Origin of the sequence: Micromonospora terminaliae, from assembly GCF_009671205.1 — a bacterium.
Taxonomy (GTDB): domain Bacteria; phylum Actinomycetota; class Actinomycetes; order Mycobacteriales; family Micromonosporaceae; genus Micromonospora; species Micromonospora terminaliae.
The window spans coordinates 1,400,725-1,425,087 of the sequence record NZ_CP045309.1; the positions used below are offsets into that span (position 1 = coordinate 1,400,725).

Genomic DNA, 24,363 nt, shown 5'->3' on the forward strand with positions numbered 1-24,363 from the left:
GGCATGACGAAACCTCGTGTGGTGATCGTGGGGGCCGGGTTCGCCGGATACCACGCGGCGAAGGCCCTGAGCCGGCGGGCCGGCGAGCGGGCCGAGATCGTCCTGCTGAACACGACCGACTACTTCCTCTACCTGCCGCTGCTGCCCGAGGTCGCCGCCGGGGTGGTCGAGCCCACCCGGATCGCCGTGCCGCTCGCCGGCACCCTCGACGGCGTCCGGGTGGTCATCGGCGAGGCGGACCGGGTCGACCTGCAGAACCGCTGGGTCGGCTACCGCTCCGCGGAGGGGGACCACGGCCAGCTCGCCTACGACCGGCTGGTGCTCTCCGTCGGCAGCGTCAACAAGCTGCTGCCGATCCCCGGGGTGACCGAGTACGCGCACGGCTTCCGCGGCCTGCCCGAGGCGCTCTACCTCCACGACCACGTGGTCCGCCAGCTCGAGCTGGCCGAGCTGGCGGAGGACCCGGTCGAGCAGCGGTCCCGGACCACGTTCGTGGTGGTCGGCGCGGGCTACACCGGCACCGAGGTGGCCGCGCACGGCCAGCTCTTCACCGACCGGATGATGGCCCAGCGGCCCCACCTCAAGGTGCGTCCCCGCTGGATGCTGCTGGACGTGGCCCCGCGCGTGCTGCCCGAGCTGGACCAGCGGCTGTCCGTCACGGCCGACCGGGTGCTGCGCCGGCGCGGGGTCGACGTGCGGATGGGCACCTCCGTCTCCGAGGCCACCCCGGACGGGGTGCTGCTGACCGACGGCGAGTACGTGCCGACGTGCAGCCTGGTCTGGTGCGTCGGGGTGCGCCCCGACCCGTTCGTCGCCGAGCTGGGGCTGCGCACCGAGAAGGGGCGCCTGGTGACCGACGAGTACCTCAACGTCCCCGGCTACCCGGAGGTGTTCGCCTGCGGCGACGCGGCGGCCGTGCCCGACCCGACCCGCCCCGGGCAGATCTGCGCCATGACCGCCCAGCACGCGCAGCGGCAGGGCAAGCTGGCGGCGCACAACATCGCCGCCTCCTACGGGCAGGGCACCCGCAAGCCGTACAAGCACCGCGACCTGGGCTGGGTGGTCGATCTCGGCGGCAAGGAGGCGGCCGCCAACCCGCTGCACGTGCCGCTCGCCGGCCTGCCCGCCAAGACGGTCACCCGCGGCTACCACCTGTACGCCATGCCCAGCAACCGGGCCCGGGTCGGCGCGGACTGGCTGCTCGACGCCGCCCTGACCCGGCCCGCCGTGCAGCTCGGCCTGGTCCCGGCGAACGCGGTGCCGCTGGAGAGCGAGTCGCCCGAGGTGGTGCGTCGCGGCTGACCCGACCGGACTCAACCGCCGGCCGGCGGCGGGCTCTCCTCGGTGGGACCCCGACCGCCGGCCCTCGCGTCCGGACCGGCGGTGGCCGGCACCGGCAGGGCCTGGCGGCCGCTGCGGGCGAACTCGCGCAGCAGGACCTGGCCGATCCCGGCCGCCGGGATGGCCAGCAGAGCGCCGACCAGGCCGGCCAGCTCGGCGGCGAGCAGCACGCTGACCAGCACGGTCAGCGGGTTCAGCCGGACCGCGCGGGCCATGATGACCGGTTGCAGGAAGTGGTTCTCGACCTGCTGGTAGACCACGAAGAAGACCAGCACGACCACGCCCGCCGTGGGGGAGTGCAGGAACCCGGCCCCGGCCGCGACGATCGCGCCGATGGTGGCGCCGACCAGCGGCACGAGGTCGGTCAGCGCCACCACGAGGGCGATCACGCCGGCGAACGGCACCCCGGTGACGAAGAGCACGGCGAAGGTCAGGCCGCCGCAGATCACGCTGATCGCCAGGTTGCCGCTGAGGTAGCCGGTGATGATCCGGGAGGAGTCCTGGCCGATGCGCCGCAGCCGCACCGCCGCGCCGTCGCCGACCAGCTTGAGCGTCCCCGCGATGATCTTCGGAGCCTCCAGCACCATGAGGTACGCCAGCACCACCACGGTGAGCACCCCGGCGACGATCTCCAGCACGCTGCGGACCACCCCGACGGCCGGCTGGCCGAGCCGGGCGCCGTAGCGCTGGAGCTGGTCCGCGTGGGCGTCGGCGTACCGGCGCAGGTGGAAGCGGTTCAACAGCTCACCGACCGGTCCCCGCCCCGCCCGCGCCTCGCGCAGCAGCCCGGGCGCCCGATCGGCGAACCGGCCCACCTCGTCCACGAGCGGCAGCACGATGACCGTCCCCAGCGCGGCGAGCAGCACGAAGGTGGCCAGGAAGACCAGCAGGGTGGCCAGCGCCCGGTGCCGCACGAGCCGACGCTCCACCCGGTCGACGAGGGGCTTCAGGGCCACCGCGAGGAACGCCGCGACCAGCCCCCAGACCAGCACCCGCCGGGTCGCCCAGATGAGGCCGAGCCCGATCAGCGTGGCGAGCACCAGACCGATCACGATGAGCGCCCGGCGGGCGGTGTACCGGTCGTCGGCGTTGCTCATCCGGCGCGGCTACCCGCCCGGGACCAACGGAAACCCGCCGGTCAGCGCTCGGTCAGGGAGGCGTCGGTGGCCGGCCGGGTGCCGGCGACGAACGCGTCCAGGGTCGCCCCATGCAGCACGCCCCCGGGCACCGGGTCGCCGGCGGCGCGGGCCACGAGCCGGCGTACCGGCAGCCGCTCGGGGCGGGGGGCGGCGGCGAGCACCAGGTTGCCGTACCGCCGGCCGCGCAGCATCCGCCGGTCGGCGACCAGGCACACGTCGGCGAAGACCGCCCGCAGCGTGGCCACCTGGGTCCGGGCGTGCACCAGCGGCGGCAGGTCGGTGACGTTGACCAGGAGGACGCCGTCCGGACGGAGCACCCGGGCCACCGCGGCGGCGAACTCCACGCTGGCCACGTGCCGGGGCATCCGCGCCGCCCGGTAGACGTCGGCGAGCACCACGTCGTACGCCCCGGCCGGGGCGGCGGTGACCGCGTCCCGGGCGTCGCCGACCTCGACGACCACCTCGGCCGGCAGCGGGGGCAGTTCGCGGCGGACCAGGTCGACCACCGCCGGGTCCCGCTCGATCACGCGCTGCGGGGAGCCGGGGCGGGTGGCGGCCAGCCAGCGCGGCAGGTTGAGCGCCCCGCCGCCCAGGTGCAGGGCGGCGAGCGGCCGGCCCGGCGGTGCCGCCAGGTCGACCACGGCGGCCATCCGCCGTACGTACTCGAAGTGCAGGTGGCGCGGGTCCGCGACGTCGACGTAGGACTGCTCGACGCCGGCGGCGAGCAGCGTCCGGCCGGTGGGCCGGGCCGAGTCGACGACGATCTCCAGGGCCTCGGCGTCGCTCTCCACGGCCGGCAACGCTACCCGGGCCACGGCGGGCCGGCGGGCGCGACGCCCACCGGCCCGGACCCGTCCTCGGCTCAGCCGGCGGCCATCCCGGCGCCGGCCTCGTCGATCGCGCCGTCGACCCGCCGGGCCAGGTCCACGTCCGAGGCCGTCACTCCGTCGACCTGCTGGCTGCGCACCGTGAGCACGGCGCTGTCCGCGTCGGGCCGGCCGATCTGCGGGCCGCGCCCGGCCTCGACCCGGAGCTGGTCGAGCCGGTCGAGCACCCGGTCCAGGTTACCGGTCGGCAGCTCGATGGTGCGCACCAGCGACTGCCGGTCGCTGGACCAGTACGGCAGCTGGGCGAGCGCGTCGCGCAGCTCCTGCTCGTCCAGCGGGGCGGTGGCGGACGTGGCGCCCACCAGGCCGCCGCCGGGCTCCGGGGGCGCGAGCAGGTCCCGCAACCCGTCCGGTACGCGCAGCGATTCGACCAGCTCGCCGTCCGCGTCGGCGAGCGCGGCCAGGGTGGCCTGCGCCTGGTAGCGGGCCTGCTCGGGCGTGAGGCGGCTGTGCCGGCCCACCTCGTCGAGGAAGCCGGGCAGGTCGCGCCGCCGCTCGATGCCCTCCACCGGCACCACGTCGTGCAGCTTCATCGGCACGGCCTCGAGCAGCCGTTCCCGCTCGGCCTCGTCGAGCGCCCCGGCCAGCGCGAGCACGGTCGCCTCCGCCGCCACCTTGGCGGTGAAGAAGTCGACACCCGCCCGCCGGCTCACGTCGCCGACGAGATCCCGGTAGCCCAGCGTGGTCACCGGGGGCGGCCGCTCGTCGGGCAGCGGGCGCGGGCGCTCCGCGACGGCCGCGGGCGGCGGCGCGGGACCACCGCGCGTCGTGTCCGGCTTGCGCCGGCCGGCCGGCGGCGGGCCGGACCGTTCGCGCCGGTCCAGCGAGGTGATCTGCTTGGACGCGCTCAGGCTGGCGCCGGTCTGGCTGGGGAACTGGCCGCGTTCCCGCGCGTCCCGGGCCAGGGCCCGGCGGCGCTGGTTGTCGCCCTCCATCTGCTTGCGCATCGTCGCACCTCGTTCCTGGTCGGTTGCGCTTGCGCCGGTCGCCTTCCCGGCGCTGCCGGGAAGGAAACGGCTGCCGGCGGACCGGCCGCTTCACTCGCTGCGGGTGAGGACCGGTCACCCCGGGGGGCCGCACGATCGTGGTGGACCGGAAGAACTTCCGACGCACGCGGAAGGGCAGGTCGTCATGAAACGGATCGTGGAGATCGTCCCCGCCCGGCCCGGCTGGTACGCCCGGTGGCAGGTCGACCCGGGTGGCACCCGCAGCTACCCGGTGACCCTCTGGGCGCTGCTGGAGGAGATCGACGGCACCGGACGTGAGGTCGTCGGCGTCGACTGTGTGGGGCAGTGGCCGGGAGCCGACGACAACGAGGCGGGTGGGGAGTTCGTCCGTTACCTGTTCCAGACGCCCGATTCGGGCACGCCGGAGGACGCGGCGTCGCCCACGGTGGGGGAGCTGCGCGAGTCCGGCCCGCGCCTGCAGGCCACCCCGGCCGCCTGAGCCACCCTCCCCGGCCCCCGGCCCCTGGTCCCAGGGTCGGGGGCCACCTCCCGTTTCCGGGCGGTCAGCCGGCCTCGCGGGTGGCCCCGGTCTCCCCGGGCGGCGGGACGGCGAGCAACTCGGCCAGCCCCGTGCGGTCGAGCAGCTGCCGCACCTGCGGGCCCACGGCGTCCAGCCGCACCGGACCGGCGCCGGCCCGGTGGATGACCACCAGGGCGCTGAGGCCGGAGGAGTCGCAGAGCGCCACCCCGGCGAAGTCGAGCAGCAGCTCCTGGCACCCGTCGCGGCGCAGCTCGGCGGCGACGGCGACGAGCTCCGGCGCCGTGTCGAAATCCAGCTCGCCGGTCAGCCGGAGGCGGGCACGTCCGGCGTCGAGCCGGTCCACCTCGATGGTCAGCAGCTGCGCGGGCATACGGCCATGTTTCCAGCTCGGCCCGGTCCGGGAAACCCCGGGGTGCTCAGGCAAGGGCGGACGAGTCCGGTACGGACCGGCCGTCGGCCTGCGGCCGGGCCAGCAGGCCGGCCACGCCGGTCATCTCGAGGAGGGTCGCCAGGAAGCGGGGCGTCTCCCGGAGCTGGATGGCCGTGCCGCTCTGCTGGCCGTGCCGCCAGGCGTGCACGATCACCGACAGGCCGGTGCTGTCGATGAAGATCAGGTCACGGAAGTCGAGCACGAGCGTCCGCGGGGCCTCGGCCAGCAGCCGGTCGACCTCGGTGCGCAGCGGGGCGGCCGTGGCGAAGGCCAGGTCGCCGCCGATCCGGATGGCCGGCGTGCCCGGGTCGGAGCGGTCCACGGAGATGGTGAGTGGTGTCGCCTCAGGCGTTCTCCGTCGGGGTGCCACCATCACGCCTCTCCGCGCTGCCGGCCGGGGCCGGGTCCTTCCCGGATCGTAACAAGCCCGGAACGGGCCCGCCGGATGGCGAGTCCGCAGGCCGGGCGGTCGGCCGTGGGGTGGCGGTACCGGCACACCGGCGTAGGGTGGGCGGAGAGATTTGACCATACGCGCCGCTTCCGGTGGACCGCGGGTATCGACGAGGAGTGGGGCTCAGCTGGTGACTGCTGCCGACGTCAGGGGTGCTGACCCGGGCGACGGACGGATCTCCACGCCGGGTGCCCGACGGGCTCGGGCGTGGTCCCCGTCCGAGCCGGTCCTGCCGCCCCTGGCCCCGGACCGCGGCCCGGCCAGCCCCGACTGGTCGGCGGTGGTGGAGCACTTCCGCGAGGGCCTGATCGTCTGCGACGCCGACGGGGTGGTGCGGCATCTCAGCCCGGTGGCCGAGCGGCTGGTCCCCGAGGTGGCGCCCGGCGAGGTCCTCGCCGCGGCCGGCGTTCCCGCGCTCGGCGGCGACGACCCGGGCGAGTTCACCCATCACGGCCGGCGACTGCGGCTGCGCCGGGTCCCGCTCTCCGCCGGTCGTCGCTGCTGGTACGTCGAGGACGTCACCGAGAGCGTCAGCCGCGCCGACGCGCTGCTCGCCGAGCGGGCCCGCTCGGCGTTCCTCGCCGTGGTCGGCGAGAAGCTCGGCAACCCCCTGCACCCCGACCGCGCCGCCGCCGCGGTGGTCCGGCTGGCCGTGCCGACCGTGGCCGACGTCGCCGTGCTGGTGCTGGCCCCCCGCTCCGGCCGGGCCCGGTGGTGGCGGGCGGTGCGCGCCGACGACGGCGACAACTCCAGCTCGGCGCGTCTGACGCCGCGCCGCGACCTGGAGCCGTCGCCGGCCGTGGACAGCGGCGTCCTCGCCGCCGCGGCGCTGCCGTCGGCGATCGAGGAGGGGCTCGGCGGCGCCGAGCCGCACGCCCTGGACTGGCTGGTCGAGCAGGCCGTCGAGGCGGGCTGGCTGCCCGGGCTCGAGGAGGCCGGCGCCACGGCGCGGGTGGTGCCGTTGCCCGGCCGGGAGACCCCGGTGGGCGTGCTGCTGGTCGCCCGCCGGGCCAGCCGCTGGTACGACGAGGCCGACCTCGACCTGGTCCGCGCCTTCGCGGCCCGGGCGGGCGCCGCGCTCACCACCGCTCTGCTCTACCGCGACCAGGCCGAGGTGGCCGACACCCTGCAGGCCAGCCTCCTGCCCGTCGAGCCGGCGGCGGCCCAGGGCGTGCAGTGGGGCACCGCCTACCGGCCGGCGCAGGCCGGGCTGCGGATCGGCGGTGACTTCTACGGCTCACACCGGCTCGTCGACGGCGGGTCGGTCTTCTTCCTCGGCGACGTCTCCGGCAAGGGCGTGGAGGCCGCCGTGTTCACCGGCCAGCTCCGCCAGTGCCTGCACGCGCTGCACCGGGTCGAGTCGCAGCCGGGGCGGCTGCTGAAGCTGCTCAACGACGCGTTGCTGGAGACCACCCAGGCGCACGGGCAGGGCCGGTTCGCCACGATGGTGCTGGGCGTGGTGCGCCCCCACCGCGACGGCGGGCTCACCCTGACCATGGCCGGCGGCGGTCACCTCCCGCCACTGGTGCTGCGGGCCTCCGGCGAGGTGGAGGTCGTGCCGCTGAGCGGGATGCTGATCGGCGTGGTGCCGGATCCCCGCATCGGCGAGGTCACCGTCCACCTGGTCCCGGGCGAGACCTGCCTGCTCTACAGCGACGGGGTGACCGAGGCGCGCGACGGCCGGCGGGGTGACGAGCAGTTCGGCGCCGAGCGGCTGCTGCACGCGGTGACCGGCTGCCACCGGATGCCGGCCCCGGCGCTGGCCGAGCGGGTCGAGCAGGTGACCTGTGACTGGCTCGGCCACAGCGACCATGACGACATCGCGGTGCTCGCGTTGCGGGCGACGAGCCCGGGCCGCCCGGGGCGGCACCTGCACGCGGTGCCCGAGCCGGTCGGCACCGACCGAACGAGGGAGACCGACGCGTGACCGCCACGACCACCGAGGCCGACCCGGCCCAGGCCTTTCCCGGCTACCTGGAGTGCCTCGCGGAGGCCGACGAGCACGCCGCCGTCGAGGTGGCCCGCGGGCTGCTGGAGGCCGGCGTGCCGGCCGAGCGGGTGCTGCTGGACCTGGTGGCTCCGGCCCAGGCCGAGGTGGGGGAGCGGTGGGCGCGCGACGAGTGGAGCGTGGCCCAGGAGCACGCCGCCACCCACATCAGCGAACGGGTGGTGGCGGCCGTGGCCGCGTACGTCGACCCCCGGCCCACCCGCGGCCGGATCGTGGTCGCCTGCATGGACGGCGAGTGGCACGCGCTGCCCGCCCGGTTGGTGGCCGAGGTCCTGCGGCTGCGCGGCTGGCAGATCACCTTCCTCGGGGCCAGCGTGCCCGCCGCCCACCTGGTGTCCTACCTGCACCGGTACGACGCGCACGCGGTCGCCCTCGCCTGCGCGCTGCCGATGCGGCTGCCGCACGCGCACCGCATGATCGAGGCGTGCCGGCGCTCCGACGTGCCGGTGGTGGTGGGCGGGCGCGGCTTCGGCGGCGACGGCCGCTGGGCCCGCGTGCTCGGCGTGCCCTGGGCGCCGGACGCGCCGACCGCCGCCGACCTGGTCGCCGACGAGCGGGCGCTGCGCGCCGTGCCGCCGGCCCGGCTCGACCACCTCGCCGACGACGAGTACGCGAGCCTGGCCAAGCGGCGCGGTGAGCTGATCGACAGCGCCCTGGCCGACCTGCGGGAGCGGGTGCCCGGGGTGCGCGACTACACCCCGGCGCAGCTCGACTCGACCGTCAGCGACCTCGGCTACATCGTCGACTTCCTGTCCGCCGCCCTCTACGTCGACGACGAGACCCTCTTCACCGAGTTCGTCGAGTGGCTGGTGGAGATCCTCGTGAGCCGCCGGGTCCCCGCCGGCGCGGTCGCCCGCACCCTCGACCACTATGGACAGCGGCTGCACGACTTCCCGCGGGCCGAGCGGTTCCTCGACCGGGCCCGGGCGCTGGTCGGCGGCCTGTCCGCCGCGCCGGAACGGTGACCGTCGGGGTGCGGGCGCGGCGGCCGGACCTGCTTATACTTGCTGCACTGCAAGGGTCGGCCTGCGGTGGGATCGAGAGGGGCCACGGTGACCTTCACCGTCGCGTACGGCCAGCGGGACGGCTCTCCGGCCCGCCTCCGGCTCGCGGGTGAGCTCGACCTGGGCACCGCGCCCGAGCTCAACGCGGCCATCGACCGGCTGCTCGCCGAGGGCCACCGTGAGCTGCTGCTGGATCTTGCCGAGCTGACCTTCTGCGACTCGACCGGCATCGCCGCGTTCGTCCGCGGCGACAACCTCGCCGCCGCGGACGGGGGCTGGTTGCGGATCACCGGGGCGACCGGCCGGGTCGCCCGGGTGCTCCAGGTGACCGGGCTGGCCGAGGTGCTGCGACACGAGGCGGAGCCGGCCGACCCGGCCACTCCGGCCGCCTCCTGATCGGATAGATTTCCCCGCCAGCAGTCGACCTCGCCGTCGGCGCTCCACCTCCGAGACGAAGCAGGTAGTCCCATGGGTCATGGCACCCCGAGCCCCGTTCGCATCCTGGTGGTGGACGACGACCCGGGCGACGTCCTGATGATCGAGGAGGCCCTCGAGGATTCGGACGTCGAGAAGGTCATCGACGTCGTCAACGACGGCCAGGAGGCGATGGAGTTCCTCCGCCGCGAGGGCCGGCACACCGAGGCCCAGCGGCCCGACGTCATCCTGCTCGACCTGAACATGCCGCGTATGGACGGTCGCCAGGTGCTCGGCGAGGTCAAGCGGGACGAGGACCTGCGCACCATCCCGATCGTCGTGCTGACCACCTCCAACGCCGACACCGACATCCTCGGCAGCTACACCCTCCAGGCCAACGCGTACGTGACGAAGCCGATCGACCTGGACGACTTCAACGACGTGGTCCGCCGCATCGACGAGTTCTTCGGCCGGGTGGTCGTGCTCCCCAAGCACCCCTGACCGGTTTCGTCCGGACGTCCGGATGCTGAACAATTTCCGGGAACCGCCGCGGCCGTGGCCGTGGCCGCCCAGGATCGTCAGGTGGGGACGTGACACCGGCTGCCTGGGGGGCGACACAGGATGAGGTTCTCCGTCGTTGAGACCGGCTACGACCAGCGGCAGGTGGACTCCTGCCTGGACGAGCTGGGAATCCGGTTGGTCCGGCTCGCGGCGCGCGCGGAGAGCGCCGCCGGCGCCGGCCGCGAGTGGGACCTGATCCGGGAGGACGCGGCCCACCTCTGCGACTTCCTGCGCCGCCGCACGGCCGCCGTCGACGGCGACCCGGCCGCCGGCACGGCCGCCGAGCGGGAGGCCGCCCGGCTGCTGGCCGAGGCCCGTGGCGAGCTGGAGGCCGCCCGGGAGGAGGCCCGCCAGGTCCGCGAGCAGGCCTACGCCGACGCCGTCCGGGCGCGCCGCGACTTCGAGGCGGCGCTGCTGGCCCGCCGCCGGCGCGAGGCCCGCGTCGACGAGATCCTCGCCGGGGTACGCGGCGACACGGTGCCCCCGGACACGCCGACCGCCGCCGCGGGCGTGCCGACCGGCGGTGCCGGCGAGCGCAGCGCCGCCTGAGCCCCGCTCAGACCAGCGCCGCCACCACCGTGGTCGCGCGCTCCTCGTGCTGCGCGTACGCGTCGGGGAAGGCGGAGACCTGCACCGCCTGGGCGGCCGCCGTGAGGCTCATCTCGGTCCAGCCCGGCACCTCGTTCAGCGCGGTGAAGAAGGCGCGGGCCGCGTACGCCGGGCGCATGCACTCGGCGACGGTGCCCCAGCCGCTGCTGGGCCGCTGCTGGAACAGGCCGACCGAGTCGTGGTCGGAGCCGCTGCCCTGGTGCGGGTAGTCGAACGACTCGGGGAGCACGTCGCTGGCCAGGTTGTAGAGGTTGCTCTCCTGCATGGCGGTGGCCACGGCCACCACGAGCGCCCGGCGGGGCATCTTCATGGCCAGGCCGGTGTCGACGATGCTCTTGGCGTTGTCCATCTGCCGCTGGTCCAGCCCGGCGACGGGGCGGGGATGCTTCGGGCGGACGGGCTTCTTCGGGGTCTTCTTCTTCGTGGGCGTCGGGCTCGGGGTGGCGACGGGGATCGGGGTGACCGGGATCGCGACCGGCGGGGCGGCCCGCTCGAAGTCCCGGGAGGCCCGCTGCTCGGTGGCCGCCCGGTCGGCGAGCACCTCACGGACCGGTTCGTGGTGCTGGCCGGTCTCCCGGGCGCCGACGACGCCGATCAGACCGAGGCAGCAGGTGACGCCGGTGGCGACGGCGACCCGGGCGGGAGTGGAGCGGACCGGTCCGCGCCGGGCCGGCTCCGGGGCGCGGTGCCGCCCGATCCTCCGTTCGGCCGATGCCGGGTCGATCGTACGGCGAACGGGTGGCGTGTCGGTCGACTGCTGCTTTTCGGGGTGATCGGCATGCACCCGCCGAGGCTAGAAAGCTTCCCGGCGCTTGCCATCGGGGTAGTTGGTGGCATGCGCCACAATTTGCCATGATCCGCCCGCACATTACGCTCGGTAAAACACGAATTCGATCATCCTCGCGATTCGCATTTTCCGTTCATGTCGGAAAGTCCGTGCTGAAGTAGGCGCGTGATCCTCTTCTCCGCAGTTCCGCCCGACCTCCTCTGTTCGGACGAGGGGTGTGCCCGCCACCTGGGGGTCCGTCCGTCGGTCGGAGGTGCCACGCGACCACCGACCGGGCGTACCCCGGATCACGGTCACCGAGGGCCCCACCGCTCGATACGATGCGGACGGTGACGGAGCAGATGGTCGATGAGCGGACCGCCGGAGAACCCGCCGGCCGCCCGCGCCGGCGGGGGCTGGTCGTCGGCGCCTGCGCGGTCCTGCTCGCCGTCCTGATGGTCGGCCACCGGGCGGTGCCCAACGTGCACGGCCTCGGCAGCCTGGTCGACAGCGCCACCCCGCTGCTCGGGCTCGGCGTACCCCTGCTCGCGCTCGCGGCGCTGCTGCGCCGGTCCCGCCGGGCCCTGCTCGTGGTCCTGCTGCCGGCGGTGGTCTGGGCGGCGCTCTACGGCGGCGCCTGGCTGCGCCCGGCATCGGGCGCCGGCGCCACGTCAGTGCGGGTGGCCAGCCAGAACCTGCGCTCGGGCAATCCCGACCCGGCCGCCACGGTCGGCGCCCTCGCCGACGCCGCCCCGGACCTCATCGGGCTCCAGGAGGTCGACGACGGCGACCGCGTCGCCGCCGCCCTGGGCGGCCGCTACCCGCACCGGGCCGCGGTCTCCACCGTCGCGCTGTGGAGCCGCTGGCCGATCCGGGAGGCGCACGGCGTGGACACCGGCCTCGGCTGGGAGCGCGCGCTGCGGGCCGTGGTGGTCACCCCGCAGGGCGACCTGGCGGTGTACGTGGTCCACCTCGGCTCGGCCCGCGCCGGGCACACCGCCACCCGGGACGAGACCCTCGCGGCGCTCGCGGCGACCGTCCGGGCCGACGACGCGCCCCGGCTGGTGGTGCTCGGCGACCTGAACACCGCCACCACCGACCGGGTCTTCGGGCCGCTCACCCGCCTGCTCGACGACGCCCAGGCCGAGGCCGGGCAGGGCTTCGGCTTCACCTGGCCGGCGGAGCTTCCGGTGACCCGCCCGGACCACGTCCTCTACCGCGGGCTCACCCCCACCACGGCTGGGGTCGTGCACACCCCGGACAGCGACCACCGGGCGGTGACCGCCGGCTTCCGCTGGTGAGCGGTCAGTGCCGGCCGTTCTCCGCCGGGGTGACGGTCAGCCGGTGCCGGCTGTTGTCGCCGCTGGAGAAGGGCCAGAGCCGGTCCGCGTGTGCGACGAGGTCGACCAGCTGGTCCCGGGTGAGACCGGCCGAGGAGATCTCGGCGTGCACGTCGGCGCGGTACCGGCCGTCGTCGTCGCGGCCCAGCTTCGCGGCCGCGGTCACCTCGACGGTGTGCGCCTCGTCGGTGATCTCGCCGGCCGCCTCCACCGCCGCGTGGTGCAGGCAGGAGGCGAACGCGGCGGCCAGGAGCTGCTCGGGCGTCAGCCCCGTGCAGTGCGGCGCCAACGGGGACGCCAGGGCGGAGGAGAGACCGCCGTCATCGGTGCGTACGTGACCGCCCGCGGCGGTCGCCGTGGCCGTCTCGGCCAGCCAGGAACTCGGATCCGGCATCGCGTTCCTCCCGTCACTCACCCGCCCGGCTACCCGGCCCCCGGCCGGCGAAACCGCGCCTGAGCAGGCGCGTCAGCGCACCGGGCTGGTCGTGTGCGCCTCGACGGCGAACGCCTCGGTCGCCTCGGCGGCCGCCCGCTCGGTCCACGGCGACACGGCGGCGTCGCGCTGGCGGGGCAGCGTCGCCGCCATCGGCACGTAGACCCGGGCGTCGACCACCTCGGCGAGCAGCAGCGCGGCCATCAGGCTGGTCGGCCGGGCGGTCGGATCGGTGGCGAGGCAGCGCCGGCACAGGTCGGCCGCCTCGGCCGGCAACCCGTCGATCTCGGGCAGCGGCTCCGGCGGCCGACGCCGGCCCGAACCGAGCAGCTGGGTGGTGCTCTCGGCCGCGTACGGGAGGCGACCGGTCAGGCAGTAGTAGAGGAGCACGCCCAGGGCGTACATGTCCGCGGCGGGGGTGGCCGGCTGCCGGTCGAGCTGCTCCGGCGCCAGGTACGCGGGCGTGCCGATCACGATCCCGTCCGGGGTGTGGTCCGGTGCGCCCGCCGGGGTGGCGATCCCGAAGTCGAGCACCTTCACCCCGGCCGGGGTGAGTATCACGTTCGCCGGCTTCACGTCCCGGTGCACGATGCCGTGCGCGTGCGCGGCCGCCAGGGCGGCGCTCACCTCGGCGCAGACCCGCACCGCGATCCGCCAGTCCAGGTGGCCGCGGCGGAGGTGGGCGGCGAGCGTCTCCCCCTCGGCCAGCTCCATCACGATGTACGGCACCGCGCGCCCGTCCGGCAGTGCGGCCGTGCCGAAGTCGTGCACGCTGGCCACGTTCGGGTGCACGAGCCGGGCCGCCGACCGGGCCTCGGCCCGGATCCGCTCCACCGAGGTGGCCTCCCCGTCCAGCCCCGGCGAGATCAGCTTCACCGCGACGGTCCGGTCGAGAACGAGGTCGTGCGCCCGCCACACCTCGGACATCCCGCCGATGCCGACGCGCCGTTCGAGCTCGTACCGCCCGCCCAGCGTCCTCATCGACCACTCCTCGCCCTCGTCCGGTTACCTCAGGTCTCGCTACCCGGGCCCCGAGCAGGGCAAACCGCCGGGGTTCCCGCCCCCTGGCGGGGTAGCTTCGCGGGAAGGGGATCGTGTCGACGGCGAGACGGAGGGTGACCGTGGCTCTGGTGCGCGTGCGGTTCGTCGGCGGGCCGGCCGACGACCTGGTCCGGGACCTGCCCGCCGACCCGGACGGGGCGCCCCCGCCGCGGTGGATCCTGCGTCATCCGGACCGGCCGCCCGGCGGCGAGGCCGACCACCTCTACGAGCGCGACCACCACCACGACGGCAGCGACTGGACGATGCGGTACGTGCACACCTACCCGTTCGGCGACACCGAGTGAGCCCGGGTCAGGCCGCCCGCGCGCCGGTGGTGCCGAGGATGACCGAGGCGACCAGCTCCGGGTCGTCGTGCATCGGCACGTGCCCGCAGCCGGCCAGGTCCAGGTGCCGGGCGGCGGGCAGCCGGGTCCGCGCCAGCGCGGCCTGCCGGTAGGGCAGGATCCGGTCGCGGGTGCCCCAGGCGACCGTCACCGGCACGGTCGGCGCGCCGGCGAACGCGTATCCCCGGCCGGCCCGAGCCACCGCCCGGAAGGCCTGCGCGTCGCGCAGGGCCCGGGCGTCGGCAAGCGCCTCGGCCAGGGCCATCCGGTTCGGCCGGGCCAGGATCATGCCCAGCGCGAGGGTGCGCAGCGCCGGGTTGGCGAACAGTGTGCGCAGCACCGGCTCGGGCAGCCGCGCGGCGTTGCGGTGCAGGCTGAGCACGGTGAGGGCCCAGCGCAGCTCCCGCGGCGTGCAGAAGCCGGCGGGGGAGAGGGCGGTGGCCGAGGAGACCGCACCGGTGGCGGCCAGTTCGAGGGCGATGGCGCCGCCGAGGCTGTTGCCCGCCACGTGCGGGCGGTCCAGCCCGAGCGCCGCGAACAGCTCGACGATCCCGGCCACCAGGCCCGGCATGTCGGCGGGCAGGCCGGCGGCGGGCACCGGTGAGCGGCCGAACCCGGGCAGGTCGACGGCGATCACGTCGTGGGCCTCCGCGAGCCGGTCCAGCACCGGTGACCACGCGGCCCAGTGGTGGCCGATGCCGTGCAGCAGCACCAGGGGCGCGCCGGCCCCGCGCCGCTCGAAGACCACCTCCACGGGAACGGTCATCGCGGCGTCTCCTCTGCTCGCGACTGCGGGGCGCGCGAAACCGGGGCACGCCTCGCGCTCACCGTCACCTCCGGCGTGCTCGCCCCGAAGCCCCGTCCGAGCGCCCGGGACTGCTCCTCGATGAGCGGGACCGTGTCTCGGGCGGTCCGGCCCACGAGCCTGTCGGCGAGCGGGCTGACCAGCAACGACCGGACCGCCTGCACGCCGCCGACCGCGCGCGGCACGTAGACCCGGCGCCGCCGGCGCTCGATCGCCCGGACGAACGCCTCCGCGCACTCCTGCACCGTCGTGGTGCGCCGCATCGGCCAGGGCAGCTTCGCCAGCGCCGTCTCGAACGCCGGCAGGTCGGCCCGCGCCTCGCGGACCAGGTCGGTGTCCACCCAGGACGGGTGGGCCGTGCCCACGGCCACCCCGCGGTGCGCCAGCTCCAGCCGGATGGCCGTGCCGAAATGCTCGACACCGGCCTTCGAGGCGCAGTAGGCGGCCATCCCGGGTAGCGCCGCGAACGCCGCGGCGGAGGAGACGATCAGCAGGTAGCCCCGGCGGGCGATGAGCGCCGGAACGGTCGCCGCGGCCGTGCGCATCACCCCGACGAGGTTCACCTCGACGGTGCGGACCAGCGCCTCGACGTCGCCGACCGCGATGGTGCCCCGGTTGGCGACGCCGGCGTTCGCCACCACCGCGTCGATGCCGCCCAGCGCCGCGACCGTGCCGTCGACCGCGGCGGTCAGCTCGGCCTGGTCGGTGACGTCGGCGGGAAACCAGACGTGACCGGGACCCAGCTCGGTGGCGAGCGCGGCGAGACGGTCGGGCTCCAGCCCGACCAGCGCCAGCCGCGCGCCCCGGGCCGCGGCGAGCCGGGCGGTGTGCTCGCCGATGCCCCGGGCCGCCCCGGTCACCAGCACCACCTTGCCGGCCAGCCGCCCGGTGGGACGACCGTCGATGGACATGCCGGCAAGTTACCACCGGGTAGCCAGCTGGGGAAGGGCCGTCCGGCGCGTCCGCGGCCAGGCCCGTACGCCCTGGCCGGCCAGCCATCCGGGGCCGTCCGCGCCGCGGGCCAGCGCCGCCACCGCCAGCATGGCGGCGCGCGCCGCGTCGGGCGCCGCCACCGTCACGGCGGCCCACGGCGAGTCCGGCGCGGCGCCGGTGCGCGCGTCGCGTACCCCGCCGCCGTCCGGGCGCAGCACGTCGGCGGTGACCAGCGCGCCGTCGGTCAGCGTGGCCGGTCCGTGCGCGACCCGCCACCCGCCGGCCGGCGCCGGCCCCGCCGCGGCCACCCGGGACCCGACCGCCACCAGCACCCCGGTCCCGTACCGCGCCGCCACCTGCTCGGCGCACCGCTGCACGAGGTACGCGCCGGCCGTCCCGCCCAGGTCCAGCCAGAGCGGCGGCGGCACGGCCAGCAGGTTCCCGCGCAGCGACACCGCCCGCCAGTCCCCGCCCCGGTCCACCCGGCCCCAGGCCGAGCCACAGGCCGGCAGCGGGATCACCGACCGGCGCAGCCGGGCCGCACCGACCGTCGGATCCACGAGCCCGCCGGTCGCCTCGGCCGCACCCAGCGACACCGCCACCAGGTCGCGCAGGAGCGGACCCACCGGCACCGGCCGGCCGGCGGCCCGGTGTGCCCGCGCCAGCTCCAGGTCCACCGCCCGCAGGCCCGCCAGGCGGCGCGCCACCGCGCGGCGGGCCGCCGGAAGCGCCGTACGGTCCACGACCGCCACCCGGACCGCCCTGCTTTTCCACCACCAGCGGACCTCGAAGAACCCGTCCACGCTCATGCGGTGAGCGTGCCCGCCGAGGCTGGAGGGGAGGTGGGCCGCGCCTGTGGTCCGGCTGTGCGTCCGACCCGCGCGGCCCGGCCCGCGCGGGGTCCCGGCACCTGGGCCGCACAGCTGGTACACAGGATCGAGACAGGCCCGGCACAGCGGGTGCGCCCACGATGGGAGCATGGTCATGAACGGGCAGGCCGCGCAGGGCCGCATCGAGTTGCGGCGACCGGACGGCGAACCGGTGCGGGTGCTGGTGGTGGACGACGAGCCCACGCTCACCGACCTGCTCTCGATGGCGCTGCGCTACGAGGGCTGGCAGGTGACCACCGCCGGCAGCGGAATGGCGGCGATCACCGCCGCGCGGCAGGTCAAGCCCGACGCCGTGGTGCTCGACGTGATGCTCCCCGACCTGGACGGCTTCCAGGTGCTGCGCCGGCTGCGCGAGCAGGCGCCCACCGTGCCGGTGCTCTTCCTGACCGCCCGGGACGCGGTCGAGGAGCGGATCGCCGGGCTCACCGTCGGCGGCGACGACTACGTCACCAAGCCGTTCAGCCTGGAAGAGGTGATCGCCCGGCTGCGCGCCCTGCTGCGCCGCTCCGGGTTCGCCGTCGCCGCCCGCGAGGAGGCCGTGCTCACCGTCGGCGACCTCAGCCTCGACGAGGACAGCCACGAGGTACGCCGCGGCGGCGACCTGATCAACCTCACCGCCACCGAGTTCGAGCTGCTGCGCTACCTGATGCGCAACCCGCGCCGGGTGCTGAGCAAGGCGCAGATCCTCGACCGGGTCTGGAACTACGACTTCGGCGGCCAGGCCAACGTAGTCGAGCTCTACATCTCGTACCTGCGCAAGAAGATCGACGCGGGCCGCGAGCCCATGATCCACACCCTTCGCGGTGCGGGCTATGTCCTCAAGCCCGCGGAGTGACCGGGGCGGGCGACTGCGGCGGCGGCTGGCCGGCTGGTCGCTGCGCCGCCGCCTGGTGCTCTCCGTGGTGGCGCTGCTGGCCCTGGTCAGCATCGGCATCGGCGGCCTCACCACGATCGCCCTGCGACACTTCCTGATCCGCCAGGTCGACGACCAGATCACGGCCGGCGACCGCCGGCGCGAGAACGTGCCCGACATCTTCCGGGACCAGCCGACGCCCGGGCGGCCCGGTGCCGCCGGGGAGTGCGAGGCGCTGCAGCCACCGCCCGGCTTCCCGGTGAACTCCGTCGCCGTGAAGGTCGATGACGGCCAGGTCGTCTGCGCCAAGATCAGGACCGGCCCCCGCGTGGTCGAGTCGTTGCCGGTGGAGCAGGCGGCGGCGGTGACCGGGCAACCCACCGACGGGCGGCCCCGCACCGTGGACATCGGGGCACACGGCGACTACCGGGCCGTCGCCCACCAGGCGGCCGACGGGGACGTCCTCGTGTTCGCCGTCCCGCTGTCCGGCGTGAACGAGACGGTCATGTGGGTACTGGTCGCCCAGGCCGGGCTGGTCACCGCCGGGCTGATCATCGCCGGCGGGCTCGGCGCGCTGATCGTGCGGGCCGCGCTGCGCCCGCTGAACCGGGTGGCCGCCACCGCCGCCCGGGTCACCGAGCTGCCGCTGGACCGCGGCGAGGTGGCGCTGTCGGTGCGGGTGCCGGCCGCCGACACCGACCCGCGTACCGAGGTCGGGCAGGTGGGCGGCGCGCTCAACCGGATGCTCGGCCACGTAGCCGCCGCGCTCGCCGCCCGGCAGGCCAGCGAGACACGGGTACGCCAGTTCGTCGCCGACGCCAGCCACGAGCTGCGTACGCCGCTGGCCGCCATCCGCGGCTACGCCGAGGTGGCCCGGCGCGGGCGGGACGAGGTGCCGCCCGACGTGGCGCACGCCCTGCGCCGGGTGGAGTCGGAGAGCACGCGGATGACCAGCCTCGTCGACGACCTGCTGCTGCTCGCCCGCCTCGACTCCGGCCGCCCGCTCGCGGCCGAGCCGGTGGACCTCACCGCCATGGTGGTCAACGCGGTCAGCGACGCGCACGTGGCCGGCCCGGAGCACCGCTGGCAGCTCGACCTGCCCGACGAGCCGGTGAGCGTCACCGGCGACGCCCACCGGCTGCACCAGGTGCTGGCGAACCTGCTCGCCAACGCCCGCGTGCACACCCCGCCCGGCACCACGGTGACCACCCGGCTCGCGCCGGTCGCCGGCGGCGTCGAGCTGACCGTCGCCGACGACGGCCCCGGCATCCCCGACGAGCTGCAACCGGAGGTCTTCGAGCGGTTCGCCCGCGGCGACAGCTCCCGGTCCCGCGCGCACGGCAGCACCGGCCTCGGCCTGGCCATCGTGGCCGCCGTGGTGGAGGCCCACCACGGTGCGGTCGACGTGGCGAGCCGCCCCGGCCAGACCGTCTTCACGGTGCGGCTGCCCGGATCCACAGCCGACGCATAGGTCGCTCACGGGGGCGGGTCAGCGGGTCACCCGAAGCTTGCCGGCATGGACAGAACAGAGAGCCTGCTGACCGCGCCCGCGGCCGGGTCGCCCGCGACCGACCCGGCCCCCGCGCCCGCTCCGGAACCGGCCGTGACACCGGCGCAGCCGCCGGCCGAGCCGCCCCGTCGCGACCCGCGCTGGACGCGACCGGCCCTGCTCGGCCTGCTCCTGGCCACCGCGGTGCTCTACCTCTGGGGCCTGGGCGCCTCGGGGTGGGGCAACGCGTTCTACTCGGCGGCCGTGCAGGCCGGCTCGGAGAGCTGGAAGGCCTTCTTCTACGGCTCCTCGGACGCGGCCAACTCGATCACCGTCGACAAGACCCCGGCGTCGCTGTGGCTGATGGCCCTCTCGGTCCGCCTCTTCGGGCTGAGCAGCTGGTCGATCCTGGTGCCGCAGGCGCTGCTCGGCGTCGCCTCGGTCGGCGTTCTGCACGCCGCCGTGCGCCGCTGGTACGGGCCGGTCGCCGGCCTGCTGGCCGGGGCGGTGCTCGCGCTCACGCCGGTGGCCACGCTCATGTTCCGGTTCAACAACCCCGACGCCCTGCTGGTGCTCCTGCTGGTCGCTGCCGCGTACGCGACGGTGCGCGCGGTCGAGACGGCGAGCACCCGGTGGATCACGCTCACCGGCGCGCTGGTCGGACTCGGCTTCCTCACCAAGATGCTCCAGGCGTTCCTGGTGATCCCCGTCTTCGCCGGGGTCTACCTGCTGGCCGCGCCGACCGGTCTCGGGCGGCGGATCCGCCAGCTGCTGCTGTCCGGGCTGGCCGTGGTGGTGGCCGCCGGCTGGTGGGTGGCGGTCGTGGAGCTGGTCCCGGCGAACGCTCGGCCCTACATCGGCGGCTCGCAGCACAACAGCATCCTGGAGCTGACCCTCGGCTACAACGGCCTCGGCCGGATCACCGGCGACGAGGAGGGCAGCGTCGGCGGCGCCGGCCGGATGGGCGGCGGGGGCCCGTTCTCCGGTCAGTCCGGCCTGCTGCGGATGTTCGGCACCGAGGTCGGTGGCCAGATCTCCTGGCTGCTGCCGGCCGCGTTGATCCTGCTGGTCGCCGGGCTGTGGCTGGCCGGGCGGGCGGCGCGTACCGACCGGACCCGGGCCGGGCTGCTGCTCTGGGGCGGGTGGCTGCTGGTCACCGGGCTGATCTTCAGCTTCATGTCCGGGATCTTCCACGCCTACTACACCGTGGCCCTGGCTCCGGCCGTCGGCGCGCTGGTCGGCATCGGGGCGACCCTGCTCTGGCGGGCCCGGACCACGCCGCCGGCCCCACGGTGGCGCGGGTTCGCCGCGACCGTGATCCTCGCGGTCACGCTGGCCGTCACCGCCTGGTGGTCCTGGCGCCTGCTCGGCCGCAGCGCCGACTGGTACCCGTGGCTGCGCACGGCCGTGCTCGTCGCCGGATTGGCCGTCGCCGGCCTGCTGCTCCTCGTCGACCGGCTGCCCCGCCGGGTGGCGCCCGTGCTCCTGGCCCTGGGTGCGGCGGCCGCGCTCGCCGGTCCGGTGGCCTACTCGCTCCAGACGGCGGCCACCCCGCACACCGGCTCGATCCCCAGCGCCGGCCCGTTCGTGCAGGGCGGCTTCGGCCCCGGCGGCCGCGGCGGCTTCCCGGGCGGCGGCCGGATGCCGGGCGGCATGCCGGTCCCCGGCGGCCAGCTCCCCGGCTTCCCCGGCCCCCAGAACGGCAGCGCACCGAACGGCGGCACCGCGCCGAACGGGCAGTTCCCAGGCTTGCCCGGCGGCGGCACCGCCCAGTTCCCCGGCGGTGACGGCCGGTCGCAGCGCGGTGGCGGCATGGGCGGGCTGCTCGACGCCCGCGAGCCGAGCGCCGAGCTGAAGGCGCTGCTGGCGGCCGACGCGGACGACTACACCTGGGTCGCGGCCACGGTCGGCTCGAACAACGCCTCCGGCTATCAGTTGGCCACCGGCGAACCCGTGATGCCGATCGGCGGCTTCAACGGCAGCGACCCGTCCCCGACCCTCGCCCAGTTCCAGCGGTACATCGCCGACGGCGAGATCCACTACTTCATCGGTGGCAGCGGGTTCCGGGCCAACGGTGGCAGCAACGCCTCCGCCGAGATCGCCGCCTGGGTGGCCGAGAACTTCACGGCGCAGACCGTCGACGGCGTGACCGTGTACGACCTGAGCGGCGGAGAGCAGGGCTGAGCGATGACGGACACGAGCGAACCCCGGGCCGCCGTGCAGGCCCGGCCCACGACACCCGCGGCCGTGCTCGACGTGGTGGTCCCCGTTTACAACGAGGAGGTCGACCTCGGGCCCTGCGTCCAGCGGCTGCACGCGCACCTCACGGCGCACTTCCCGTACCCGTTCCGGATCACCGTGGCGGACAATGCCAGCGTGGACGGCACCCTCGCGGTGGCCGAGGCGCTCGCCGCCGAGCTGCCCGAGGTGAGGGTGCTGCACCTGGCGGCCAAGGGGCGGGGCCGGGCGCTGCGGGCCGCCTGGTCGGCCTCACCGGCGCCGGTGCTGGCGTACATGGACGTGGACCTCTCCACCGACCTGGCGGCGCTGCTGCCGCTGGTCGCCCCGCTCATCTCCGGCCACTCGGACCTGGCCATCGGCACCCGGCTGGCGCGGACCAGCCGGGTGGTCCGGGGGGCCAAGCGGGAGGTGATCTCACGGGGCTACAACCTGCTGCTGCGCGGCACGCTCGCGGTGCGGTTCTCCGACGCGCAGTGCGGCTTCAAGGCGATCCGCGCGGACGTGGCGGCGGGCCTGCTGCCGCTCGTGCAGGACACCGGCTGGTTCTTCGACACCGAGCTGCTGGTGCTGGCCCAGCGGGCCGGCCTGCGGATCCACGAGGTGCCCGTGGACTGGGTGGACGACCCGGACAGCCGGGTGGACATCGTGGCCACCGCCCTGGCCGACCTGCGCGGCATCTGGCGGCTGGGCCGGGCGCTGGTCACCGGGGCGCTGCCCCTGGCCGACCTGCGCGCGCAACTGGGCCGGGCGCCGCTGCACGCGCCGCCGGCCCAGGTGCCCGTCGGGCTGCCCCGGCAGCTCGCCCGGTTCGCCGTGGTCGGGGTGGCCAGCACGCTGGCGTACCTCGTGTTGTTCCTGCTGGCCCGCGGCCCGCTCGGGGCGCAACCGGCGAACCTGCTGGCGCTGCTGGTCACCGCGGTCGCCAACACGGCGGCCAACCGGCGGCTCACCTTCGGCGTCACCGGCCGCCGGCACGCCGGCCGGCACCACCTCCAGGGCCTGCTCGCCTTCGCCCTCGGCCTGGCGCTGACCAGCGGGTCCCTGGCGATCCTGCACGCCGCCGCCGGCACTCCGGCCCGCGCCGTGGAGCTGACCGTCCTGGTCGCCGCCAACCTCGCGGCCACCGCCCTCCGCTTCACCCTGCTCCGTCTCGCCATGCACCACCGCCCCTGACCGCGGGAAGCCGCGGCCCGGCCGCGGCGTGGCAGGGTGGGGGCATGTACCGGGAGGAGGCGGCGCCGGGAATCCCCGGGGCCGTGCGGTGGGCCAGCGTCTCGCGCGGCGACGGGCCCGTGCGGGTGCTGCCGGACGGGTGCCTGGACCTGCTCTGGTCCAGCCGGTCCGGGCTGCTGGTCGCCGGACCGGACCGCACCGCGCACCTGTCGGTGAGCGTGCCGGGGGAGCGGTGGGTCGGGCTGCGCCTGCCGCCGGGCACCGGGCCCGCCGTGTTCGGCGTGCCCGCCGATGAGCTGCGGGACCAGCGGGTTCCCCTCGCCGACCTGTGGGGACGCGCCGCCGCCGACCTGGCCGACCGCGTCGCGGCAGCCGACGCACCGGTCGCCGCCGTGCTGGAGGAGGTCGCGCTCGGCCGGTTGCGGGCCGCCGACGGTCCGGACCCGCTCGGGGCGCGGGTCGCCGCCCGGCTGGCGGCCGGCGCCACCGTGGCCGCGACCGCCGCCGAGGTCGGCCTCGGCGCGCGGGCCCTGCACCGGCGCAGCCGGCTCCTCTTCGGGTACGGCCCGAAGACCCTCGCGCGCATCCTGCGGATGCGCCGCGCCCTCGACCTGGCCGGTGCCGGGACTCCGCTGGCCGAGGTCGCCGTGCTGGCCGGGTACGCCGACCAGGCCCACCTCACCCGCGAGGTGCGGGAACTGGCCGGCGTCCCACCGACCCGCCTGCTGCCACCCGCCGGCGCCTGACGCTCGCCACCCGCCGCACGCCCGATGTCCCACGTGGGCGTCCGGCCAGGCTGGTCGGGCGCCCGCTCGTCGACGCCTTTCGAGCTGACGTCGGGAACGACTCGTCCGGTGTGGTCCGGCCCGCGGGCGACATCGCCAGCGACTCAACTCGAAAGGGCGCCAGCAGCAGGCACACGGACGCGCCGAGGCGGGTGGGCCGGGGCAGCGGACGGCTCCGGGGCGGGAGCGCCACCCGGCGGCCGGTGCTCAGTCGCTCTTGAGCGGGGCGAACAGGTCGACGCCGTTGCCGTCCGGGTCGTGCAGGACCGCGTACCGCTGGCCCCAGAAGGCGTCCCACGGCGGCCGGTGGCCGTGGTGGCCGGCGGCCGTCAGGTCCGCGTACCAGCGGTCCACCTCGGCCGGATCGGCGCAGCGGAAGGCCAGGCTGGCGCGCGGGCCGCCGCTCGCCGGGGCGTAGCCGGGGTCGAAGCTGCGGATCGTCTCGACCGTGTCCCACGCCAGCCGGACGCCGTTGTCGAGCGTGACCTCGACGTGTGGCTCGTGTTCGGCGCCGGGCGGGACCGGCAGCCCGAGCCGGCGGTAGAAGTCCAGGGTGCGTCCCATGTCGGTGACGACCATCCCGATGAGATCGAACTGCGGTGTCATGCGGCCACGGTAGGGGCCGGTGGGGCCGGCCGTCTTGAACGGATCGGACGGGGGACGAGTGGCCGGTGTGGCCCGCACGATCAGGACCAGAGGCGTACGGTGGGGCAAGTCCGGCCTAGAGCGGTAAAGCTCTCATATCGGGCCGGACTCCCATGACTGGCGAGGGGAAGGAAGCAGCCGTGACGCACCTGGCCTACCTGGACGCGGGATCCGGCAGCCTCATCGTGCAGGCGGTGGTCGGCGGGGTGGCCGGCGTGGCGGTGGCCGCCAAGCTCTACTGGCGACGGCTGGTGGCCCGGTTCCGCCGGCAGCCCACCGACCAGGGCTGACCG

Annotated in this window: 27 protein-coding genes; 15 read left to right on the top strand and 12 right to left on the bottom strand. The window is 75.7% G+C overall.

Features of this window, described 5'->3' with window-relative positions:
• Window positions 1–3 precede the first annotated feature (3 nt).
• Complete coding sequence (locus GCE86_RS06285) at window positions 4–1,302, top strand: NAD(P)/FAD-dependent oxidoreductase (protein ID WP_154226051.1); 1,299 nt, start codon at window positions 4–6, stop codon at window positions 1,300–1,302.
• 11 nt (window positions 1,303–1,313) lie between these two features.
• Here the strand turns inward: GCE86_RS06285 and GCE86_RS06290 are convergent, their stop codons facing one another.
• The 3 genes from GCE86_RS06290 to GCE86_RS06300 form a co-directional block, all read right to left on the bottom strand.
• Complete coding sequence (locus GCE86_RS06290; RefSeq protein ID WP_154226052.1) at window positions 1,314–2,438, bottom strand: AI-2E family transporter; 1,125 nt, start codon at window positions 2,436–2,438, stop codon at window positions 1,314–1,316.
• A 41-nt stretch (window positions 2,439–2,479) separates the two neighbouring features.
• Complete coding sequence (locus GCE86_RS06295; protein WP_154226053.1) at window positions 2,480–3,271, bottom strand: spermidine synthase; 792 nt, start codon at window positions 3,269–3,271, stop codon at window positions 2,480–2,482.
• A 71-nt stretch (window positions 3,272–3,342) separates the two neighbouring features.
• Window positions 3,343–4,314, bottom strand: coding sequence for a DUF2267 domain-containing protein (locus tag GCE86_RS06300; RefSeq protein ID WP_154226054.1), 972 nt, complete (start codon window positions 4,312–4,314; stop codon window positions 3,343–3,345).
• A 184-nt stretch (window positions 4,315–4,498) separates the two neighbouring features.
• Here GCE86_RS06300 and GCE86_RS06305 point away from each other — a divergent pair, with 184 nt between their 5' ends.
• Window positions 4,499–4,813, top strand: a complete 315-nt coding sequence (locus GCE86_RS06305; protein ID WP_091266220.1) for a hypothetical protein — start codon at window positions 4,499–4,501, stop codon at window positions 4,811–4,813.
• Window positions 4,814–4,877: 64 nt separating this feature from the next.
• On the opposite strand, the gene GCE86_RS06310 is transcribed toward GCE86_RS06305, so the two are convergent.
• Together GCE86_RS06310 and GCE86_RS06315 are read right to left on the bottom strand one after the other, a co-directional pair.
• Entirely contained in the window at window positions 4,878–5,225 is a 348-nt protein-coding gene (locus GCE86_RS06310; protein ID WP_154226055.1) for an STAS domain-containing protein, read from the bottom strand.
• Window positions 5,226–5,271: 46 nt separating this feature from the next.
• The gene (locus GCE86_RS06315; RefSeq protein WP_154226056.1) at window positions 5,272–5,607 is read right to left on the bottom strand and encodes an STAS domain-containing protein; all 336 of its coding nucleotides are present in this window, start codon (window positions 5,605–5,607) and stop codon (window positions 5,272–5,274) included.
• 259 nt (window positions 5,608–5,866) lie between these two features.
• Here GCE86_RS06315 and GCE86_RS06320 point away from each other — a divergent pair, with 259 nt between their 5' ends.
• The 5 genes from GCE86_RS06320 to GCE86_RS06340 all read left to right on the top strand — a co-directional run bounded on the left by GCE86_RS06320 (window position 5,867) and on the right by GCE86_RS06340 (window position 10,272).
• The gene (locus GCE86_RS06320; protein WP_154226057.1) at window positions 5,867–7,663 is read left to right on the top strand and encodes a PP2C family protein-serine/threonine phosphatase; all 1,797 of its coding nucleotides are present in this window, start codon (window positions 5,867–5,869) and stop codon (window positions 7,661–7,663) included.
• Window positions 7,660–8,709 carry a cobalamin B12-binding domain-containing protein gene (locus GCE86_RS06325; protein WP_154226058.1) on the top strand — a complete coding sequence of 350 codons (1,050 nt, stop codon included), beginning with the start codon at window positions 7,660–7,662 and terminating at the stop codon, window positions 8,707–8,709. The genes GCE86_RS06320 and GCE86_RS06325 overlap by 4 nt, the downstream gene beginning before the upstream one ends.
• Before the next feature lie 87 nt (window positions 8,710–8,796).
• The gene (locus GCE86_RS06330) at window positions 8,797–9,144 is read left to right on the top strand and encodes an STAS domain-containing protein (protein WP_154226059.1); all 348 of its coding nucleotides are present in this window, start codon (window positions 8,797–8,799) and stop codon (window positions 9,142–9,144) included.
• A 72-nt stretch (window positions 9,145–9,216) separates the two neighbouring features.
• On the top strand, window positions 9,217–9,663 hold the full coding sequence (locus tag GCE86_RS06335) for a response regulator (RefSeq protein WP_154226060.1): 447 nt from the start codon (window positions 9,217–9,219) through the stop codon (window positions 9,661–9,663).
• 120 nt (window positions 9,664–9,783) lie between these two features.
• Window positions 9,784–10,272, top strand: coding sequence for an ATP synthase subunit B family protein (locus GCE86_RS06340; protein WP_154226061.1), 489 nt, complete (start codon window positions 9,784–9,786; stop codon window positions 10,270–10,272).
• 7 nt (window positions 10,273–10,279) lie between these two features.
• Here the strand turns inward: GCE86_RS06340 and GCE86_RS06345 are convergent, their stop codons facing one another.
• Entirely contained in the window at window positions 10,280–11,116 is an 837-nt protein-coding gene (locus GCE86_RS06345) for a hypothetical protein (RefSeq protein WP_244317209.1), read from the bottom strand.
• Between the two features lie 332 nt (window positions 11,117–11,448).
• Between GCE86_RS06345 and GCE86_RS06350 the strand changes: the two genes are divergently transcribed.
• Window positions 11,449–12,399: an endonuclease/exonuclease/phosphatase family protein gene (locus GCE86_RS06350; protein ID WP_244317211.1), complete on the top strand. Its 951-nt coding sequence runs from the start codon at window positions 11,449–11,451 to the stop codon at window positions 12,397–12,399.
• A 4-nt stretch (window positions 12,400–12,403) separates the two neighbouring features.
• Here the strand turns inward: GCE86_RS06350 and GCE86_RS06355 are convergent, their stop codons facing one another.
• Complete coding sequence (locus GCE86_RS06355; protein WP_154226062.1) at window positions 12,404–12,832, bottom strand: OsmC family protein; 429 nt, start codon at window positions 12,830–12,832, stop codon at window positions 12,404–12,406.
• Window positions 12,833–12,904: 72 nt separating this feature from the next.
• Entirely contained in the window at window positions 12,905–13,852 is a 948-nt protein-coding gene (locus GCE86_RS06360; protein WP_154226063.1) for a serine/threonine-protein kinase, read from the bottom strand.
• A gap of 140 nt (window positions 13,853–13,992) precedes the next feature.
• On the opposite strand from GCE86_RS06360, the gene GCE86_RS06365 reads away from it, so the two are divergent.
• Window positions 13,993–14,217 (top strand): hypothetical protein, encoded by a 225-nt coding sequence (locus tag GCE86_RS06365; RefSeq protein ID WP_154226064.1) that lies wholly within the window; start codon window positions 13,993–13,995, stop codon window positions 14,215–14,217.
• Window positions 14,218–14,224: 7 nt separating this feature from the next.
• On the opposite strand, the gene GCE86_RS06370 is transcribed toward GCE86_RS06365, so the two are convergent.
• From GCE86_RS06370 to GCE86_RS06380, 3 genes are read right to left on the bottom strand one after another with little or no spacing between them, the layout of a single operon-like run.
• On the bottom strand, window positions 14,225–15,022 hold the full coding sequence (locus tag GCE86_RS06370) for an alpha/beta fold hydrolase (RefSeq protein WP_154226065.1): 798 nt from the start codon (window positions 15,020–15,022) through the stop codon (window positions 14,225–14,227).
• Complete coding sequence (locus GCE86_RS06375) at window positions 15,019–15,972, bottom strand: SDR family oxidoreductase (RefSeq protein ID WP_239542998.1); 954 nt, start codon at window positions 15,970–15,972, stop codon at window positions 15,019–15,021. Before GCE86_RS06375 ends, GCE86_RS06370 begins: the two co-directional genes overlap by 4 nt.
• A gap of 9 nt (window positions 15,973–15,981) precedes the next feature.
• The gene (locus GCE86_RS06380; RefSeq protein WP_163636878.1) at window positions 15,982–16,803 is read right to left on the bottom strand and encodes an FAD:protein FMN transferase; all 822 of its coding nucleotides are present in this window, start codon (window positions 16,801–16,803) and stop codon (window positions 15,982–15,984) included.
• A 175-nt stretch (window positions 16,804–16,978) separates the two neighbouring features.
• Between GCE86_RS06380 and GCE86_RS06385 the strand changes: the two genes are divergently transcribed.
• The 5 genes from GCE86_RS06385 to GCE86_RS06405 are packed head-to-tail and all read left to right on the top strand — an operon-like array spanning window position 16,979 to window position 23,386.
• A complete protein-coding gene (locus GCE86_RS06385) occupies window positions 16,979–17,719 on the top strand; it encodes a response regulator transcription factor (protein ID WP_154230363.1) in 741 nt (246 codons plus the stop codon).
• Entirely contained in the window at window positions 17,697–19,208 is a 1,512-nt protein-coding gene (locus tag GCE86_RS06390; protein WP_154226067.1) for a sensor histidine kinase, read from the top strand. The genes GCE86_RS06385 and GCE86_RS06390 overlap by 23 nt, the downstream gene beginning before the upstream one ends.
• A 45-nt stretch (window positions 19,209–19,253) precedes the next feature.
• The gene (locus tag GCE86_RS06395) at window positions 19,254–21,410 is read left to right on the top strand and encodes a mannosyltransferase YkcB-related protein (protein ID WP_154226068.1); all 2,157 of its coding nucleotides are present in this window, start codon (window positions 19,254–19,256) and stop codon (window positions 21,408–21,410) included.
• A 3-nt stretch (window positions 21,411–21,413) separates the two neighbouring features.
• Window positions 21,414–22,640, top strand: coding sequence for a bifunctional glycosyltransferase family 2/GtrA family protein (locus tag GCE86_RS06400; protein WP_154226069.1), 1,227 nt, complete (start codon window positions 21,414–21,416; stop codon window positions 22,638–22,640).
• A 44-nt stretch (window positions 22,641–22,684) separates the two neighbouring features.
• Window positions 22,685–23,386: an AraC family transcriptional regulator gene (locus GCE86_RS06405; protein WP_154226070.1), complete on the top strand. Its 702-nt coding sequence runs from the start codon at window positions 22,685–22,687 to the stop codon at window positions 23,384–23,386.
• Window positions 23,387–23,632: 246 nt separating this feature from the next.
• Here the strand turns inward: GCE86_RS06405 and GCE86_RS06410 are convergent, their stop codons facing one another.
• Window positions 23,633–24,031 carry a VOC family protein gene (locus GCE86_RS06410; RefSeq protein ID WP_154226071.1) on the bottom strand — a complete coding sequence of 133 codons (399 nt, stop codon included), beginning with the start codon at window positions 24,029–24,031 and terminating at the stop codon, window positions 23,633–23,635.
• 179 nt (window positions 24,032–24,210) lie between these two features.
• On the opposite strand from GCE86_RS06410, the gene GCE86_RS31560 reads away from it, so the two are divergent.
• Window positions 24,211–24,360: a hypothetical protein gene (locus tag GCE86_RS31560; protein ID WP_167364301.1), complete on the top strand. Its 150-nt coding sequence runs from the start codon at window positions 24,211–24,213 to the stop codon at window positions 24,358–24,360.
• The last annotated feature ends 3 nt before the right edge of the window (window positions 24,361–24,363 follow it).